The 17,358-nt window shown below is 71.7% G+C and carries 15 protein-coding genes; 5 read left to right on the forward strand and 10 right to left on the reverse strand.

The annotated features are described in order from the left end of the window. Positions 1 to 2: 2 nt before the first annotated feature. Positions 3 to 1,766, forward strand: a complete 1,764-nt coding sequence (locus tag E6R18_RS08990) for a VCBS repeat-containing protein (protein WP_136316328.1) — start codon at positions 3 to 5, stop codon at positions 1,764 to 1,766. A gap of 68 nt (positions 1,767 to 1,834) precedes the next feature. Here the strand turns inward: E6R18_RS08990 and E6R18_RS08995 are convergent, their stop codons facing one another. Together E6R18_RS08995 and E6R18_RS09000 are read right to left on the reverse strand one after the other, a co-directional pair. Continuing rightward, entirely contained in the window at positions 1,835 to 2,200 is a 366-nt protein-coding gene (locus tag E6R18_RS08995; RefSeq protein WP_136316329.1) for a VOC family protein, read from the reverse strand. Beyond that, a complete protein-coding gene (locus E6R18_RS09000; RefSeq protein ID WP_136316330.1) occupies positions 2,200 to 2,997 on the reverse strand; it encodes a trans-aconitate 2-methyltransferase in 798 nt (265 codons plus the stop codon). Before E6R18_RS09000 ends, E6R18_RS08995 begins: the two co-directional genes overlap by 1 nt. Before the next feature lie 88 nt (positions 2,998 to 3,085). Here E6R18_RS09000 and E6R18_RS09005 point away from each other — a divergent pair, with 88 nt between their 5' ends. Beyond that, positions 3,086 to 3,583 carry a MarR family transcriptional regulator gene (locus E6R18_RS09005; protein WP_073864884.1) on the forward strand — a complete coding sequence of 166 codons (498 nt, stop codon included), beginning with the start codon at positions 3,086 to 3,088 and terminating at the stop codon, positions 3,581 to 3,583. Here the strand turns inward: E6R18_RS09005 and E6R18_RS09010 are convergent. Beyond that, on the reverse strand, positions 3,542 to 4,345 hold the full coding sequence (locus tag E6R18_RS09010; protein ID WP_240799664.1) for a response regulator transcription factor: 804 nt from the start codon (positions 4,343 to 4,345) through the stop codon (positions 3,542 to 3,544). The two genes, E6R18_RS09005 and E6R18_RS09010, sit on opposite strands and share 42 nt — an antisense overlap. Positions 4,346 to 4,543: 198 nt before the next feature. Here E6R18_RS09010 and E6R18_RS09015 point away from each other — a divergent pair, with 198 nt between their 5' ends. Then, the gene (locus tag E6R18_RS09015; RefSeq protein WP_136316331.1) at positions 4,544 to 4,987 is read left to right on the forward strand and encodes a GNAT family N-acetyltransferase; all 444 of its coding nucleotides are present in this window, start codon (positions 4,544 to 4,546) and stop codon (positions 4,985 to 4,987) included. Positions 4,988 to 5,002: 15 nt separating this feature from the next. Here the strand turns inward: E6R18_RS09015 and galK are convergent, their stop codons facing one another. From galK to galT, 3 genes are read right to left on the reverse strand one after another with little or no spacing between them, the layout of a single operon-like run. Further along, entirely contained in the window at positions 5,003 to 6,172 is a 1,170-nt protein-coding gene (gene galK, locus E6R18_RS09020) for a galactokinase (RefSeq protein ID WP_136316332.1), read from the reverse strand. Next, entirely contained in the window at positions 6,169 to 7,149 is a 981-nt protein-coding gene (gene galE, locus E6R18_RS09025) for a UDP-glucose 4-epimerase GalE (RefSeq protein ID WP_136316333.1), read from the reverse strand. Before galE ends, galK begins: the two co-directional genes overlap by 4 nt. Further along, entirely contained in the window at positions 7,146 to 8,189 is a 1,044-nt protein-coding gene (galT, locus tag E6R18_RS09030) for a galactose-1-phosphate uridylyltransferase (protein ID WP_136316334.1), read from the reverse strand. The genes galE and galT overlap by 4 nt, the downstream gene beginning before the upstream one ends. A 239-nt stretch (positions 8,190 to 8,428) precedes the next feature. On the opposite strand from galT, the gene E6R18_RS09035 reads away from it, so the two are divergent. Further along, positions 8,429 to 10,099 (forward strand): sodium:solute symporter family protein, encoded by a 1,671-nt coding sequence (locus tag E6R18_RS09035; protein ID WP_136316335.1) that lies wholly within the window; start codon positions 8,429 to 8,431, stop codon positions 10,097 to 10,099. Positions 10,100 to 10,114: 15 nt separating this feature from the next. Continuing rightward, on the forward strand, positions 10,115 to 10,405 hold the full coding sequence (locus tag E6R18_RS09040) for a hypothetical protein (RefSeq protein ID WP_136316336.1): 291 nt from the start codon (positions 10,115 to 10,117) through the stop codon (positions 10,403 to 10,405). Positions 10,406 to 10,436: 31 nt separating this feature from the next. On the opposite strand, the gene E6R18_RS09045 is transcribed toward E6R18_RS09040, so the two are convergent. The 4 genes from E6R18_RS09045 to E6R18_RS09060 form a co-directional block, all read right to left on the reverse strand. Then, positions 10,437 to 11,129 (reverse strand): LuxR C-terminal-related transcriptional regulator, encoded by a 693-nt coding sequence (locus E6R18_RS09045; protein WP_136316337.1) that lies wholly within the window; start codon positions 11,127 to 11,129, stop codon positions 10,437 to 10,439. Positions 11,130 to 11,252: 123 nt separating this feature from the next. After that, positions 11,253 to 13,166 carry a PQQ-binding-like beta-propeller repeat protein gene (locus E6R18_RS09050; RefSeq protein WP_136316338.1) on the reverse strand — a complete coding sequence of 638 codons (1,914 nt, stop codon included), beginning with the start codon at positions 13,164 to 13,166 and terminating at the stop codon, positions 11,253 to 11,255. Positions 13,167 to 13,277: 111 nt separating this feature from the next. Beyond that, complete coding sequence (locus tag E6R18_RS09055) at positions 13,278 to 15,143, reverse strand: PQQ-binding-like beta-propeller repeat protein (protein WP_136316339.1); 1,866 nt, start codon at positions 15,141 to 15,143, stop codon at positions 13,278 to 13,280. Positions 15,144 to 15,391: 248 nt separating this feature from the next. Next, positions 15,392 to 17,284: a PQQ-binding-like beta-propeller repeat protein gene (locus E6R18_RS09060; RefSeq protein WP_136316340.1), complete on the reverse strand. Its 1,893-nt coding sequence runs from the start codon at positions 17,282 to 17,284 to the stop codon at positions 15,392 to 15,394. Positions 17,285 to 17,358 lie beyond the last annotated feature (74 nt).

Consider the following 17,358-nt stretch of genomic DNA (forward strand, 5'->3'; position numbering starts at 1 on the left):
CTGTGGAACCCAGCCGCTCTGTTCCGCGCTCCAAGCGCGCGCGGCGGCTCGCGGCCTGCACCGCACTCGTTCTCTCCGCCGGCATGCTGCTGGCGGCCCCGGCCTCGGCCGATGACTCGGCGCCCGCCCCGCGCGGCGCCACCCCGCAGTTCACCCCGGAGTCCGGCGGTCAGCCGACGCTCACGCTGCCCAAGCGCACCGCGAAGAAGAAGTCCGGCGCCTCACGCGCGCCGGGCGCCGGCACCACCACCGCCGCCGCCATTCCGGCCAACCCGCGCATGGACGTCGACGGCGACGGCTACAGCGACACGCTGTACCGGGCGCTGGACGGCAACCTGTACACCATCACGGACGCGTCGGGCTCGCACCCGTACACGATCAACAGCGACGACCAGTTCGAGACGCCCAAGGACATCATCACGCCGGGCGACCTCGACGGCGGCGGCATGGCCGAGGTCCTGACGCTCTCGGCGTCGGGCACGCTCTCGCTCTACCAGAGCTGGGGCGCGGACGGCACCGGCTACGTCACCTGGTCGGGCACCGGCTGGCAGAAGTACAACAAGGTCGTCTCCCCCGGCGACCTGAACGGCGACGGGCTCGGCGACCTGATCGCGCGTACGCCCTCCGGCGACATCTACGCCTACATCGCCACCGGCAAGGTCGACAGCGCGCCCTTCAAGGCCGGTGTCAAGGTGGGCTACGGCTGGAACACCTACGACCAGATCGTGGGCGCCAACGACGTCAACGGCGACGGGCTCGGCGACGTCATCGCCCGTACCACCGCCGGTGACCTGTACTTCTACGCGGGCACCGGCGACCCGGCGAAGCCGTTCAAGGCGCGGGTCAAGGCCGGCTACGGCTACGACATCTACAACCAGCTCATCGGTGTCGACGACATCGACGGCGACGGGCTCGGCGACATCCTCGCCCGCAAGCCCGGCGGCGACGTCTACACCTACCTGTCCACCGGGTACGGCACCTTCGAGCCGCGCGTCGCCGCCGGCAGCGGGTGGAACGCGGCCGCGCTGTTCGTCGGCGCGGGCGGCAACCCGGACTTCGGCAAGCACGAGGTGGAGGGCCGCACCAAGGGCGGCAGCCTCTACTGGTACCAGGCCCGGAACAACGGGCAGTTCTTCCCCCGCCAGCTGGACAGCTCCGACACCGGCTGGAACCAGGTGAGCCTGTCGCTCGCCTCCTCGCTCGACAATGACGGCTGGGGCGACCTCGTCCAGCAGTACCAGGGCCAGCTCTACGTCGGCGCGGAGTACATCGGGTCCGGCTGGCAGGCCTACAACAGCCTCACCGGTCCGGGCGACCTGAGCGGCGACGGCAAGGGCGACCTGCTGGCCCGCGACACCAAGGGCGACCTGTACCTGTACAAGGGCAACGGCCTGGGCACCAAGTTCGCCGCCAAGGTCAAGGTCGGCTACGGCTACAACACGTACAACAAGATCGTCGGAGCCGGCGACCTCAGCGGCGACGGCATCGCGGACGTCGTGGCCCGCGCCACGGACGGCACGCTCTACCTGTACAAGGGCACGGGCGACGCCGCCAAGCCGCTCTCGGCCCGCACCAAGATCGGCACCGGCTACAACATCTACAAGCAGTTCGCCGCGCCGGGCGACATCGACGGCGACGGCAGGGCCGACCTGATCGGCGTCGACGGCAAGGGCGACGTGTACCGCTACACGTCCACCGGCACCGGTCAGCTCACCAAGCGCGTCAAGATCGGCTACGGCTGGGACACCTACAACGGCCTGTACTGAGCAGCCCGCGTATCCACGGCGCCCCGTCCCCGCACTCGCGGGGGCGGGGCGCTGCCGGTCCCGGCGGCTCAGCCGGCCACCGGCTCCAGGAACTCCAGCCGGTTGCCCACCGGGTCGTGGCTGTAGAAGCGGCGGTGGCCCGGCAGGTTCCCGTCCCAGACCACCTCGGTGCCGCGCGCCACGAGCCGGGCCGCGTACGCCTCGATGTCCGTGACGCTTAGGCCCGGGTGGGCCTTGCGGGCCGGGCGGAAGTCGGCCTCGACGCCCAGGTGCAGCTGGACCGGCCCCGCCGCGAACCAGCAGCCGCCCCGGGCGGCGAGCACGGGCGGCTTGGGGATCTCCGTCATGCCGAGGACATCGGTGTAGTACGTACGCAGCACTTCCTCACTGCCCTCGGGGGCGGCGAGCTGCATGTGGTCGAGGGCGGTGATCATCACTTCTCCCGGTGGGCGACGGCGAAGATGCGGCGGAAGGGGAAAACCGTGCCGTGCGGGCCCTGCGGGTAGGCCGTGCGCAGCAGGTCGCGGTACTCGGCGAGGAAGGCGTCCCGGGCCTCCTCGTCGTCGGCGAGGGCGGTCAGGACGGGCCGCAGCCCGGTGCCCTTCACCCAGTCCAGTACGGGGTCCTCGCCCGGCAGGAGGTGGAGGTAGGCGGTCTCCCAGACGTCGGCGGCGACGCCGGGGCCGGCCAGCCGGTCCAGGTAACCGGCGGGGCTCAGCACGGCGTCGGCGTGGCGCAGCCGGCCGCCCAGGCGGGGGCGCCAGCGCGGGGACTCGGCGAGTTCGCGCATCAGGGCGTGGCTGGGCTGGTCGAAGTTGCCGGGGACCTGGAGGGCGAGGGTGCCGCCGGGGAGGAGGGCGTCCAGCCAGTCCCGGAGGCGGTCGGCGTGGCCGGGGACCCACTGGAGCAGGGCGTTGGAGATGATCAGGCCGTACGGCTCGGACGGCGTCCAGGTGGCGGCGTCGGCCTCGGCGAAGTCCAGCAGGTCCGTGGCGTGGGCGCGGGCCCGTTCCAGCATCTGCGGGGAGTTGTCGTAGCCGGTGATCCGGGCGTCGGGCCAGCGCTCGGCGAGCAGCGCGGTGACGTTGCCGGCGCCGCAGCCGAGGTCGGCGACGCGGGGGGCGGGGGCGCCGGGCGGGTCGGGGACGTGGGCCAGCAGGTCGTGGAAGGGGCGGGTGCGGTGGTCCGCGTGGCGCAGGTACTGCTGCGGATCCCAGACGGGTGCGGTCATGGTTCCCAGGATCATCCGCAACTATCTTGATGTCAAGACACTTGAATTCAAGAGACTTCATGTCGACAGACCCTCTACACTGATCCACATGGAGGACGAGGTCGACCGACTGGTCGCTGCATGGCGCCGCGAGCGCCCCGACCTCGACGTGGAACCACTCGAGGTCCTCAGTCGCGTCTCCCGCCTGGCCCGCCACCTCGACCGGGCCCGCAGAATCGCCTTCGCCGAGCACCAGCTGGAGCCGTGGGAATTCGACGTCCTCACGTCGCTGCGCCGCGCCGGCGCCCCCTACCAGCTCTCCCCCGGCCAGCTGCTCACCCAGACGCTGGTCACCTCGGGCACGATGACCAACCGCATCGACCGCCTCACCAAGAAGAACCTGGTCGAGCGGCTCCCCGACCCCAGCGACCGGCGCGGGGTCCTGGTCCGGCTCACCGCCGAGGGCCGCGACAAGGCCGACCAGTCGCTGGCCGGGCTGCTGGCCCAGGAGCGCGCCATCCTGGGCGAGCTCTCCCGTCAGCAGCGCGCCGAACTGGCCGGGCTGCTACGCCAGTTGACCGCCCCGTTCGACAACATCCCCGGCTAGCCGCGGGTCCTCCAGATCGACCGGGCCGACGCCCGCGCGCCGGGCCAGGGCCACGGCCGCCAGCGTCGAGTGCACGCCGAGCTTGCCCAGCACGTTCTGCATGTGCGTGCGCACGGTGTGCGGGGAGAGGAAGAGCCGTTCCGCGACGGCCTTGCGGCCCAGGCCCGCCACCATGCACCGCAGCACCTCGCGCTCGCGCGGGGTCAGCGACTCGACCAGCTCCTCGCTCTCCGTGCGGTGCTTGCGGTCGGCCAGCAGCTCGCGCAGCACCCCGGTCAGCAGGGCGGCGGGCAGATGCGTCTCGTCGCGCAGCACCCCCCTGATCACCGCGAGCAGCCGTTGCAGCGAGCTGTCCTTGGCGACCCAGCCGCAGGCCCCGGCCTGGAGGGCGAGCGCGGCCCGGCCCGGGTCGTCCTTCTCGGCGAGCACCACCGTACGGACCGAGGGACGGGCCGTGCGGACCGCGCCGACCAGGGAGATCCCGTCCACCGGGCCCGGCTGCCCGGTGCGCGGGGCGGGCACCGGGACGGCGCCGGCGCGCGCCTGCGGGACCGGGTTGCCCAGCTCGGCGTCGACCAGCAGCACGTCGTAACCGCGGCCCTCCGCCACCGCACGCTCCAGACAGCGCAGCGCGGCCGGGCCGCTGCCCGCCGCCGCCACCTCGACATCCGGCTCGGCCGCGAGCGCGGCGGCGAGCGATTCGGCGAAGATCCGGTGGTCGTCCACCACGAGAACCCGGATACGGCCCACAGGCACCCCCATGCTGTGTTTCTGGGGCGCCCCGAAGCGTGCGTCCCCCCGACGGGGCCGGACCGGCGCGGGTGCGGCGGCCCGGCTGTCTCGTAACCCCTGAATGCGGCGCAGGCCCCCACCGGCGCTCCGCATCAGCGTACGGGCGGCGGGCCGGGGTGGGAGGGTATTGACCGAAGTCGGGGCGGAGTGCGGCCTAGTCTGTGGTGCATGTTCCATCTTGAGACAGAAGTGGACAAGGAGCGGCGTGCGCTGCTGAACAGGCTGCTGCGGGACGACAACACCGCGCGCTCACCGCAGATCAGCGCCCTGCGCGAGACGCCCGACGCGCACGAAGTTCCGCTGGAGGTCTGGGCGTTGGACGCCGAGGGCCGGGTCGCGGCGGGGCTGACCGGGCGGACCTGGGCGCACTGGCTCCATGTGGACCTGCTCTGGGTCGACGCCCGGCACCGGGGCTCCGGCCTCGGCTCGCGGCTGCTCGCCGAGGCGGAACGGGTGGCGCGCGCGGACCGCTCGTGCACCCGCTCCCGGGTGGAGACCTGGGACTTCCAGGCCCCCGGCTTCTACCGGAAGCGGGGCTACGAGGTGCGCGGGCAGGTGGACGACTACCCGCCGGGCGTCACGGAGTTCACCCTCACGAAGGAACTCGCCTGACGGCCGCCCGGCCGTTCAGACGAGCCGGCGGGCGCCCGCCGACGGCACCGCGGGGAAGACGCCCGGCGTCCCGTACCCGGCCGAAGTGAACGCCTCCAGCACGGACTTGGTGACCGTGTCCGCCTGCGCCTCCTCGACCAGCACGATCGCCGAGCCGCCGAAGCCGCCCCCGGTCATCCGCGCGCCGAGCGCCCCGGCGGCGTTCGCCGTCTCGACCACGAGGTCCAGCTCCGGGCAGGACACCCGCAGATCGTCCCGGAGCGAGACGTGCCCCGCCGTGAGGACCGGCCCGGCCGCCCGCACGTCACCGGCGTCGAGCAGCGCGATGACCTGCTCGACGCGCTGGTTGTCACCGACCACATGGCGCACGTAGCGCACGACGGACTCGTCCGCGCCCGCCCCGGCCAGCCGGTCGAGCGCGGCGCCCAGCTCCTCGTACGGCAGCTCGCGCAGGGTGCGTATGCCGAGCAGGCGCGCGCCCTCCTCGCAGCCGGCCCTGCGCTCGGCGTACGCCCCGTCGCCGAGCGCGTGCTTGACGCGGGTGTCGACGACCAGGAGCCGCAGCCCGTGCGCGGCCAGGTCGAAGGGGACCTGGCGCCGGCCGAGGTCGCGGGTGTCCAGGTGCAGGGCGTGGCCCTCGGTGCAGCAGGCGGACGCCATCTGGTCCATGACCCCGCAGGGGACGCCGACGAAGGCGTTCTCCGCGCGCTGGGCGAGCACCGCGAGGTCGGCGTGGCTGAGCCCGAGCCCGAAGAGGTCGTTCAGGGCGAGGCCGGTGACCACTTCGAGGGCGGCGGACGAGGAGAGCCCGGCGCCGGTGGGGACGGTGGAGGTGAGCTGGATGTCGGCGCCGGTGACCTGGTGGCCGGCCTCGCGCAGCGCCCAGACGACACCGGCCGGGTAGGCCGCCCAGCCGTGGCCCTCGTGGGGGTCCAGCTCGTCCACGCGGAGCCGGACGACGCCGCCGGGCACGTCGGTGGAGTGCAGCCGCAGCTCGCCGTCGGTGCGGCGGGAGACGGCGGCGCGGGCGGTGTGCGGGAGGGCGAGCGGCATGACGAAGCCGTCGTTGAAGTCGGTGTACTCGCCGATCAGGTTGACCCGGCCGGGTGCGGCCCAGATCCCCTCGGGCGCGCTCCCGTACAGCTCGGTGAAGGAGGCGGTCAGCTCAGCGTGGTCGTCGGTCATGGTGCGGTGGGCTCCTCTCGGCGGGCGAACGTCCAGGCGTCGGAGACGATTCCGGCCAGGTCGGAGCGGGACGGCTGCCAGCCGAGGCGCTCCCTGGCGGTGGCGGCGGAGGCGACGAGGACGGCCGGGTCGCCGCCGCGGCGCGGGGCCGCGGTCTCGGGGACGGGGTGGCCGGTGACCTCGCGGACCGTCTCGATGACCTCGCGGACCGAGAAGCCGTTGCCGTTGCCGAGGTTGCAGATCAGGTGCTCGCCGGGGGTGGCGGCCTCCAGGGCGAGGAGGTGCGCCTCGGCCAGGTCCGCCACGTGGATGTAGTCGCGGACGCAGGTGCCGTCCGGGGTCGGGTAGTCGTCGCCGTAGACGGAGATCGACGCGCGCTGCCCGAGGGCGACCTGGAGGACCAGAGGGATGAGGTGGGACTCGGGGCTGTGCCGCTCGCCGCAGGCGCCGTAGGCCCCCGCCACGTTGAAGTAGCGCAGCGAGACCGCGGCCAGGCCGTGCGCGGCGGCCTCCCCGGTGATCATGTGGTCGACGGCGAGCTTGGTGGCGCCGTAGGGGCTGGTCGGGGCGGTGGGGTCGGTCTCCGTGATGGGGCTGGAGACCGGCTCGCCGTAGGTCGCGGCGGTGGAGGAGAAGACCAGGGTGCGCACCCCGGCGTCGCGCATCGCGGCGAGCAGGGCGGTGGAGCCGCCGACGTTGTTGACCCAGTACTTCTCGGGGTCGGTGACGGACTCGCCGACCTGGGAGTACGCGGCGAAGTGCAGCACCCCGTCGTAGGAGGCGTCGAGCCACTTCGCGGCGTCCTGGATGCGGCCCTCGATGAAGTCGGCGCCGGCCGGGACGCCCTCGCGGAAGCCCGTGGAGAGGTCGTCCAGGACGGTGACGGTGTGGCCGGCCTCCAGCAGGTGCTGGGCCACGACGCCGCCGACGTAGCCGGCACCACCGGTCACCAGGTACTTCTTCGGGGACTCGCTCACTGGCTCGCTACCTCTCGCAGTCGCTGGGCCGCGGTCTCCGGCGGCACGTCGTTGATGAACACGCTCATGCCCGACTCGGAACCCGCGAGGAACTTCAGCTTGCCGGAGGTCCGTCGGATGGTGAAAAGCTCCAGATGCAGCCCGAAGTCCTCACGCCCCGGGATTGAGAACGGCGCCTGGTGCCAGGCGGAGATGTACGGGGTCGGCGGCTCCCCGGGTCCGAAGATCCGGTCGAATCGCCTCAACAGTTCCAGATAGACCTGTGGGAACTCCGTGCGCGCCGCCTTGTCCAGCTCCCGCAGGTCGGCGACGCGGCGGCGGGGGTGCAGATGCACCTCGTACGGCCAGTGCGCCGCGTACGGCACGAAGGCGATCCAGTGCTCGGCGGCGAGCACGATCCGGGAGCCGTCCGCCTCCTCGCGGGCCACCACGTCGTCGAAGAGGTTGCCGCCGGTCTTCGCGTGGTGGGCGGCCACGGAGCGCAGCATCAGCTCGGTGCGCGGGGTGACGAAGGGGTAGCCGTAGATCTGGCCGTGCGGGTGGCCGAGCGTGACGCCGATCTCGGCGCCCCGGTTCTCGAAGCAGAACACCTGCTCGACCTGCGGGAGCTGGGCGAGGGCCGCGGTGCGGTCGGTCCAGGCGTCCAGGACGAGCCCGGCCTGCTCCTCGGTGAGGTCGGCGAAGGACGCGTCGTGGTCGGAGGTGAAGCAGACGACCTCGCAGCGGCCGGAGTCGCCGGCGAGGGAGGGGAAGCGGTTCTCGAAGACGGCGACGTCGTAGTCCGCCTCCGGGATCTCGCTCTGCCGGCCGTCGCGCGAGGGGCACAGGGGGCACTCGTCGGCCGGCGGGTGGTAGATGCGGCCCTGGCGGTGCGAGGCGATGGCGACGCTGTCGCCGAGCAGCGGGTCGCGCCGGATCTCGGACGCGGTCGAGACGGCGTCGAGGGGGCGCGGGTCGGCCGCCTCGCGCACGACGTCGTCACGGCTGTCGTAGTAGAGCAGCTCCCGGCCGTCGGCGAGCGTCGTAACCGTCTTCTTCACCAGACTCCTCCCACCGAACATAAGCAAACACAATGAACCACAAGTCAACAGATGCGTCAATGAGCCGACGCCGACGGGCAGAGGGGCGGTGAGAGCCAGGGCCTCGGGGCGTGGCGCTCAGGATTCCGGGCAATACGATCACAAACAAACAAAGAACCTCTTGGGGACTGTTCACTTTCCGAACACAAGAGCGTAGTTTCCTTCGGGTTCAGTTCGCGCAACGAAGCGAGATCCCCCACATGCAATATCTGGCAGCAGGGCTCCGGCTCCCCACGAACGGGCTCGACTACACGATCCTGGCGATCTACTTCGTCGTGGTGCTCGGCATCGGCTTCGCCGCCCGGGCGAGTGTCAAGACCAGCCTCGACTTCTTCCTCTCCGGACGGTCACTGCCCGCGTGGGTGACCGGTCTGGCCTTCGTCGCGGCGAACCTCGGCGCCACCGAGATCCTCGGCATGGCGGCGACGGGCGCCCAGTACGGCGTCGCGGTGGTGCACTGGTACTGGATCGGCGCCATCCCGGCCATGGTCTTCCTCGGCCTCGTGATGATGCCGTTCTACTACCGCTCCAAGGTGCGCTCGGTGCCGGAGTTCCTGCTCCAGCGCTTCGACAAGTCCGCGCACCTGCTGAGCTCCATACTCTTCGCCTTCGCGGCGATCCTGATCGCGGGCGTCAACCTGTACGCCCTGTCGATCGTCGTGGAGGCGCTGCTCGGCTGGCCGCAGTGGGTCGCGATCGTGGTCGCGGGCCTCTTCGTGCTGGTCTACATCACCATCGGCGGCCTCTCCTCCGCGATCTACAACGAGGTGCTTCAGTTCTTCGTCATCCTCGCCGCGCTGATCCCGCTGACCCTGCTGGGCCTCAAGCGCGTCGGCGGCTGGGACGGGCTGACCGGCTCGCTGGAGAAGAGCCATGGCCACGACTTCATGTCCGCCTGGGGCGGCACCGGCATCGGTGACGCCAACCCGCTCGGCGCCAACTGGCTGACGATCATCCTCGGCCTCGGCTTCGTGCTCTCCTTCGGCTACTGGACGACGAACTTCGCCGAGGTGCAGCGCGCCCTGTCCGCGAAGAACCTCTCGGCCGCCCAGCGCACCCCGCTGATCGCCGCGTTCCCGAAGATGTTCATCGTCTTCCTCGTGATGATCCCCGGCCTGGTCGCCGCCGTCCTCGTCCCGAAGATCGGCACCGGCGGCTCGGACCTGACGTACAACGACGCGATCCCGCTGCTCATGCAGGAGCTGCTGCCCAACGGTGTGCTCGGCATCGCGGTGACCGGTCTGCTGGCCGCGTTCATGGCCGGCATGGCCGCCAACGTCTCCTCGTTCAACACCGTGTTCACCACGGACATCTGGGCGCGGTACGTGAAGAAGGACCAGCCGGACGCGTACTACCTGCGCTTCGGGCGGCTCATCACGGCGATCGGTGTGCTGGCCTCCATCGGCACGGCGTTCATCGCGGCCAGCTTCTCCAACATCATGAGCTACCTCCAGACGCTCTTCTCGTTCTTCAACGTCCCGATGTTCGTGGTCTTCATCATCGGCATGTTCTGGAAGCGCGCCTCGATGAAGTCCGGTGTCTGGGGCCTGGTCGCGGGCACCACCGCCGCGATGGTCAACTACTTCGTCATCTACAAGCAGGGCGTCATCGACATCCCCAGCGACCAGGGCGCCAACTTCGTCTCCGCGATCGTCGGCTTCGTCGCCGGCGCGGTCGTCATGATCGCGGTCACGCTCTTCACCGCTCCCAAGCCCGAGGCCGAACTCGCCGGCCTCGTCTACGGAACCGAGTCCCCGGACGCCGCCGAGGTGCCCGAGGAGGGCGACAGCGCCTGGTACCGCAGGCCCGCACTCCTGGGCTGGGGAGCCATCGTGCTCGCCGCCCTGTGCTACGTCCCCTACTCGTTCTGATCGGAGTCACCCACCATGTCCGACCTGCACAAGGAAGTCTCCGACCTGGAGCAGAAGTCCGCCACGGCGGCCCGCCTCTTCGACATCCGGCGGATCATCGGCGGCCTCTTCGTGGTCTACGGGATCATCGTGACGATCGCCGGGATCAACCCGTCCGACGCCGACCTGAAGAAGGCCGAGGGCGTCCACATCAACCTCTGGACCGGCCTCGCCATGCTGGCGCTCGGCCTATTCTTCCTGGTCTGGCTGAAACTGCGCCCGGCCCAGGCCCCGGCCCCCGCACCGGAGGACACACCGGAGGGCTGAAACGCCGCCGCGCCGCAGGGGCCGGACACCGTCACCCGACGGGGTCCGGCCCCTGCCGCGTGACCGCCGCCCGCTCCAGCAGCCCGGTGCGGGCGGCGAGGGCGGCGGCCTCCAGCCGGGAGCCGACGCCGAGCTTCATCAGGACGCGCTGCACATGCGTACGGGCGGTGCTCGGCGCGATCCGCATGCCGGCCGCGATCAGCCGGGTGTCCTCGCCCTCGGCGACCCGGACCAGCACCTCGACCTCGCGCGGGGTGAGCAGCCGCAGCAGCCGCCGGCCCTCGTCGTCGGGCTGGCTCACCGGGTCGAGCAGTTCCGCGAAGGCGCCCTGGAGGAGCTGGGGCGCGATGGCCGCCTCACCGGCGCGGGCCTTGACCATGGCGCGCTCGACGCCCTCGATGCGCTCGTCGTGCCGGACGTAACCGGCGGCGCCGGCCGCGAACGCTGCGGCGATCCCGCGCGGGCTGGGCACCGGGCCGAGGACCACCACCGCGGTCTGCGGGCGCTCGCGCCTGATGCGGACGACGGGGTCGAAGGTGCCGGGCACGGCGGGGGCGGCGGTGCCGAACAGGCAGACCTCGGGGGCCCGGCCGACCACCAGGTCCGCCGCGCCTGAGGTGGGGGCGGCGGCGGCCAGCACCCGGTGGCCGCGCAGCTTCAGCGCCGAGGCGAGCGCCTCGGCGAGCAGGCGGTGGTCGTCGACCACCATGAGCCGGACACTCATCGAACTGTCCCCCCGTACAACGGCACCAGGCCCCCCGGCCCTCCAGGGCCTGCAAGTTACACGGCCGGGTACGCGTGTGGGGGTGGAACCGGCCGGTTCCACCCCCACATCCGCGAATCGGGCTCAGCTGGTGCGGAAGGACACCACCAGGTACTCCTTGTCGTCCAGCGAGCTCTTGCGGGGCGCGCTGACCATCGTCTCGGAGATGTACAGCCGGCCCTCCGCGTAGCGGTACTCGGCGTAGTTGGAGGAGAAGCTCGTCTCCGCGTCCCGGATGGCCTCGTCGCCCGGGTTCCGCATCAGGACGGTCTCCTTGAAGCTGCTGCCGTCGATCGAGACGACCTCGCCGCCCTTGTCGTACGGGGGCTTCTTGTACGCGATGATGTCGTCGCCGTCCATGCGCAGCGGGAAGAGCGTGTAGCGGTCGCCCGCGTCGGCCCGGTCGCCGGTCTGCTTGCCGGTGGTGAGGTCGAAGGAGACGATCTCGTTGGTCCGGTTGTAGTCCTCGCCCGCGCCGTCGTGCTCCTCGGTGGGCAGGTAGATCCGGTTGTTGCCGACGGCGAGGTGCTGGCAGCTCTCGACCTTGGTGGACCGGCAGCTGGCCGCGTACTTCTCCGCGTCGGCGGGGATACGGATGATCAGCTTCCCGGTGGCCGCGTCGATCGAGAAGAAGTCCGAGATGCCGCTGCCGTCACCGGCGGTGTCGCCGACGTCGGCGGCGACCACGAGGGGTTTGGTGGAGACGATGCTCGCGTAGTCGACGCCGGCCGGCATCTTGTACGAGGAGAGCGGGGCCCCCGTGGTCGGGTTCAGCGCCTGGATGATGAGCTGCGGGTCGTCGTACGTACCGCACTTGCGGACCACGGCGAGGGCATCGCCGCCGCCGTACCCCTTGTCGTAGCAGCCGTCGGTGCTGACCTTGGGCTTCCAGCGCTCGGCGCCGGTGTTCAGGTCGAAGGCGGCGCCGCCCTCCAGACCGCCGGCCGCGACGGTGGTGCCGCTGAGGGTGACCTCGTCGAACTGGACCGGGCGGTCACCGCTGGTGGCCGCGGTCACCGACTTGCTCCACGTGAGCTTGCCGGCGGCCAGGTCCAGGGCGCCGACCTGGGTGCACTTGGCGTACTTGGTGGTCTTGGTGCGCTTGGTCTCCTCGAAGGCGATGGCCGTCTTGAAGTCCTTGGTCATGTGCGCGGTGGCGGCGCACACCTGGCCGTCGAGCGGGATCGTCCAGAGCTTGGTGCCCTGGTCCCGGTCGTAGCCGACGATCTCGTTGACGCCCGTCTTCACGTACGCCTTGTCGGTCATCCAGGAGCCGGCGACGGTGGTGACGTCGGTGACCTTGGGGTGCGGCAGCTGGAAGCCGACGGTGGACGTGACGTTCGCCGGGGCCTTCTCCTTGCCGCTGCCGCCGGTGGCGCCCTTCTCGTCCTTGCCGCCCTTGCCCTCGCCCGTGGTGCCGGAGGAGGAGCCCGCCTCGTCCTTCTTGTCGCCGTCGCCGCCGCCGCCGCTGGAGGCGTACCAGACGCCGGCGCCGACGATGAGGGCCACGGCGACCACGGCGGCGACGATGATCTGCGCCTGCGTGGAGAACTTCTTCGGCCCGTTGCCGCCCGGCTGCGGTGAGGGGTGGGCCGGCTGCATCGGGGCGGTCGGGTAGCCGTGGGCCTGCTGGCCCGGGTAGCCGTACGCCGCCTGCGTCGGGTAGCCGTGGCCCTGCGGCGGGCCCGGCGGGAAGCCGTAACCCGGCTGCTGGGGCGGCGGCGCCTGCGGGTAGCCGTAGCCCGGCTGCTGCTGGGGCGGGCCGGGGGGCGGCGGGGAGCCGTAGCCGCCGGGGGGCGGGGTCGCCGGGGGCGGCGGGGTGGCCGGCTGCTTGCCGAACGGGTCGGCGGGCGGCGGGGTCGGGGCCCCGAAACCGCCGGGCGGGGGGTCCTGCGGGGCGCCGAAGCCGCCCGGCGGGGGGTCCTGCGGGGCGCCGAAGCCGCCCGGGGGCGGGCCCTGGGGCGGATCGTTGGGCGGCTGCTGGGGCGGCTGTGTCATGGCGTTGCGTACCTCGGGGAAACGGGAGGGGGTCGGTCGGTGGGCCGGAGCCGGCCGCGGGCGGGGTGCTGCCGCCCGCGGCCGGCCGGGTGCGGATGCCGCGGTGAGCCGTCAGTTGCCGAAGGCCATCATGGTCTTCGTCTCCAGCTCTTCCTTGTCGTTGCTCGCGCTGACCCGCCCGCTCGCGATGAACGAACGGCCGCCCGCGTAGACGATCTTCGGGTTGTAGAACGAGCTCTCGATCGACGAGGTGGAGTCCGGGTGCTGGAGCACCGCCTTCGGGCTGCCGCCGGCCGGGGAGAGGGTGGCGATGCCACCGCCCTTGCCGTAGCCCCCTTCCACGTAGAGCAGGACGTCGCCGCCCTCCATGCGCAGCGGCTTCATGGTGTGCTCGGCCGGGGCCTTCGCCTTCCACTTCGGCTTGCCGGTGTTCAGGTTGAAGGCGACGACCTGGTTGGTGCGGGCGGAGCCGCTGGTGTCGTCCTGGGTGGCCATGTAGAAGGTGTTGGCGTCGGCCGCGACGCCGGTGCAGCCGTCGAGCCGCTGGCCGAAGATGGTGAAGCGGCCACCGCACTCGGGGGCGAACTTGTCGTCCTTGTCACCGACCAGCTGGGAGCGGAGCGTGCCGTTCTCGCGCAGGGCGAGGATGCTCCACTTCTTGTCGTCGCTGCTGCTGCCCTTGGTGAGCGAGACGATGAGCGGGCTCACCGAGTAGACCTTGTCGACCTCCCAGCCGCGGGCCGGCTTGTAGGTCCACTTGGGCTTGCCGGTGGTGGGATCGATCTCCTCGATCTCGTGCTGCGGGTTGTCGGCATCGCCGGTGCGGCAGTTGGTCGCGGCGATGAGCTTGGCGCCGCCGGCGAAGGCGAACGGCTGGCAGGTGCCGCTCCGCTTGCCGAACAGCTCCTTGCCGTCGCTGACCCGGTAGGCGTTGGAGGCGCCGGTGCGGCCGGCCGTCACGGTGTCGCCGCTGATGGCCATCGAGAGGTCCGACATCATGTCGAAGAGCCCGCTCTTCTTGACCTCCTTCTTCCACCCCGCCTTCCCCGTGTTGAGGTCGATCAGCTGGAGGTCCGAGCAGTCGGCCTTCTCGGTGGTGCCGTTCTTGACCGCTATGACGATCTTGCCGTCCGAGGTCGTCTGCTCGGGTGCGGAGCAGATGTCCGTGGACAGCTTCAGCGTCCACTTCTGCGTGCCGTCGGCCACCGAGTAACCGGACACCGTGCGGTACATGCCCTTGACGATGGTGTCGCCGACGATCCACGGCCCGTACACGTCCGCGCCGTTGCGCGGCAGGTCGACGTCGTTCTTCTGCAGCCAGAGGACCTTCGCCTCGCCGTCCTTGCGGCCGCTGTTGAGGTCGTCGTCCTCCCGCCCGGTGCCGTTGCCGTCGCCCTCGTCCACGGAGGGCGAGCCGGACGGCTTCTGGACCTCTTCGCTCTTCTTCGCGACGGGCTTGTTGTCGTCGTCGTCGCCCCCGCTCGTCGCGAAGTAGACGCCGCCGCCGATGACCAGGAGCGCGGCGACCGCGGCGGCGATGATCGCGGCGGGCTTGCCCTTGAACGGGCCGCCGCCCGAACCGCCCGGGCCGGGGGGCACGGGGGCGCCGGGGTACTGCTGCGGCGGGAAGCCGTAACCGGGCTGCGGCTGCTGGCCGTACGGACCCGGCTGCTGCCCGTACGGGCCGGGCTGCGGCTGTCCGTAAGGACCGGGCTGCTGCGGCTGGCCGTAGGGCCCGGGCTGCTGACCGTACGGCCCCGGCTGCTGCGGCTTGTCGTACGGGCCGGGCTGCTGCGGGTAGCCGTAGCCCGGCTGCGCGGGCGGCGGGGTCGGCGGAGCGGCCGGGGCCTGGGGCGGCTGGGCGGGCGGCGGAGGCGTCTGCGGCGGGCCCTGGGGCGGCTGCGGTACCCCGTGCGGCGGCTCCTGCGGAGCGCCGAAGCCTCCCTGCGGCGGTTGCTGTCCGGGCGGCTGGGTCATCAGCGCGTCCCCCTTCGTGCGGTCCGGTGCCCGTTCCGGACTCCCCCGCGATCCCGCCGGCGCTCCACGAGTCGGTCAAGACCCCCTGGACCACGGCGAAATGGAGCGAATCGGGCATGGATCCCGCAGTGTTACGTCAGTCGAGCGGGACTTCTTTGTACCACCCGCCCCAGGCCCGCTCCCGGTTCGGTCCGCCCCTGTTCCCAAGGGAGGACCGGGCCGTGATGGAGCCGTGATGCTCCGGACCGTCAGTTCCCGAAGACCACCATGGACCGCGCGTCCACCTCTTCGTCCCCGGTGATGCCGCTGAGCCTCGCCTGCATCAGGACGGTGCGTCCGCCCACGTACGCGATGCGCGGCCCGATCAGGCCGAGCTCCATTTCGGCGCCCGACGCGGGGTGCCGCAGGACGATCTGCGAGGTGCCGCCGGTGAGCGGGAGGGAGGCGATGCCGCCGCCCTTCTTCAGGGTCGGGTTGACGTACATCAGCAGCTTGCCGTTCTCGACGCGCAGCGGGATGGCCGTCTGCCCCTGAGGCGAGTCGGCCGACCAGCGGTACTTCCCGGTCGTCAGGTCGAAGGCGACGATCTTGTTGCTGTGTTCGGTCCCCATGCCGGTCTTGGTGCCCATGTAGAAGGTGTTCGCGTCGGCGGCCACGCCCATGCAGTTGTCCAGATTCTTGCTGACCGACAGCAGTTCCGCGTCGCACTTGGGCTCGTAGTCGCCGGGCCCGCCGGAGAGCTGGCTGCGGTAGGTGCCGTCGTCGTTGAGCACCAGGATGCCCCACTTGTCCGGCTGCTTCAGCGAGACGACGAGCGGGCTGATCGAGTAGAACTGCGAGACCTCCCAGTTCTTCTTGAGCTTGTACGTCCACAGGACCTTGCCGGTGGCGGGGTCGATCCGCTGCACCTGCTGGTCCTTGTAGTCGTACTCGTCGTTCAGGCAGCTCGTCGCGGCGATGGCCACGGGCCCGCTGGCGAAGCCGTACGGCTGGCACTTGCCGGGCTGCCCGCGGAAGATCTGCTTGCCGTCGCTGACCCGGAACCCCTCGGACCTGCTGGCGCGGCCCACGGTCACGGTGCCGGCGTTGATGGACATCGAGAGGTTGGACAGCTCGTCCCAGACGCCCTTGCGCACGAACGCCTTGCGCCAGCCCGGCTTGCCCGTCCTGAGGTCGATCATCTGCAACGTGTCGCAGGAGGCGTCGTTCGCGGTGTCGTGCTTGATCGCCAGGACCATCTTGCCGTCGGCGGTGGGCTGCGAGGGCGCCGCGCACACCTGGGCGGGGAGCCGGAAGCTCCACCGGAGGGTGCCGTCGGAGACCGAGTAGCCGGAGACGGTGTAGAACATGGCCTTCACGACGGTGTCCCCGGCGAACCAGGGCCCGAACACGTCGGCGCCGTTGGGCGGCAGGTCCACGCCGCCCTTCTGCAGCCAGAGGACCTTCGCCTCGCCGGGCTTGGCACCGGCGTTGATGGTGCGCGTCTCCTCCTCGGGGCTGACCACCGGCTTCCCGATGGCCTTGCTCCCGGTCGGCGACGGCGAGGCCGTGGGCTTGCCGGAGTGGGTCGGGGCCGCCACGGGCTCCTTGCCGCCGCCGTCCCCGCCGACGGCGAACCATATTCCGACGCCGGCCACGAGCGCCACGGCGAGCACGGCACCGACGATCTTCGCGGTCCCGCTCCGGAACCGACCGCCCCCGCCCTGCGGCCCGCCCGGCGGCGCGCCGTACTGCTGGGTCGGCGTCTGGTGCGGGGGAAGCTGCCCGGCCCCCGGCTGCGGGTGGCCGTAGCCCTGGGGCGGGTAGCCGTAGCCCTGGGGCGGGTGGCCGTAGCCGGGCTGGGTGGGCGGCTGCGGGGGCTGCTGCCCGTACGGGCCCGGCTGGGGCGGGTAGCCGTAACCCGGCTGCGGCTGCGGGGGCTGTCCGTACGGGCCTGCCGGCTGCGGGGGCTGTCCGTACGGGCCGGCCGGCTGCGGGGGCTGTCCGTACGGGCCGGCCGGCTGGGCGGGGGCGTCGTACGGGCCGGCCGGCTGCGGGGAGGGACCGGGCCCTCCGGTGCCGGCCCCCGGGCCGGCCTGCGGGTCGTACGGTGCTCCGAACCCGCCCTGCGGCGGCGGCTGCTGTCCGGGCGGCTGGCTCATCGGCCCGTCCCCCTGTTCCGTTGTCACCTGTGAAGCGGCGTGGTCGTACGCCGCACCGGGCAAGGCTTCTTTCT

The organism is Streptomyces sp. A1277, from assembly GCF_004795015.1.
Lineage (GTDB): Bacteria > Actinomycetota > Actinomycetes > Streptomycetales > Streptomycetaceae > Streptomyces.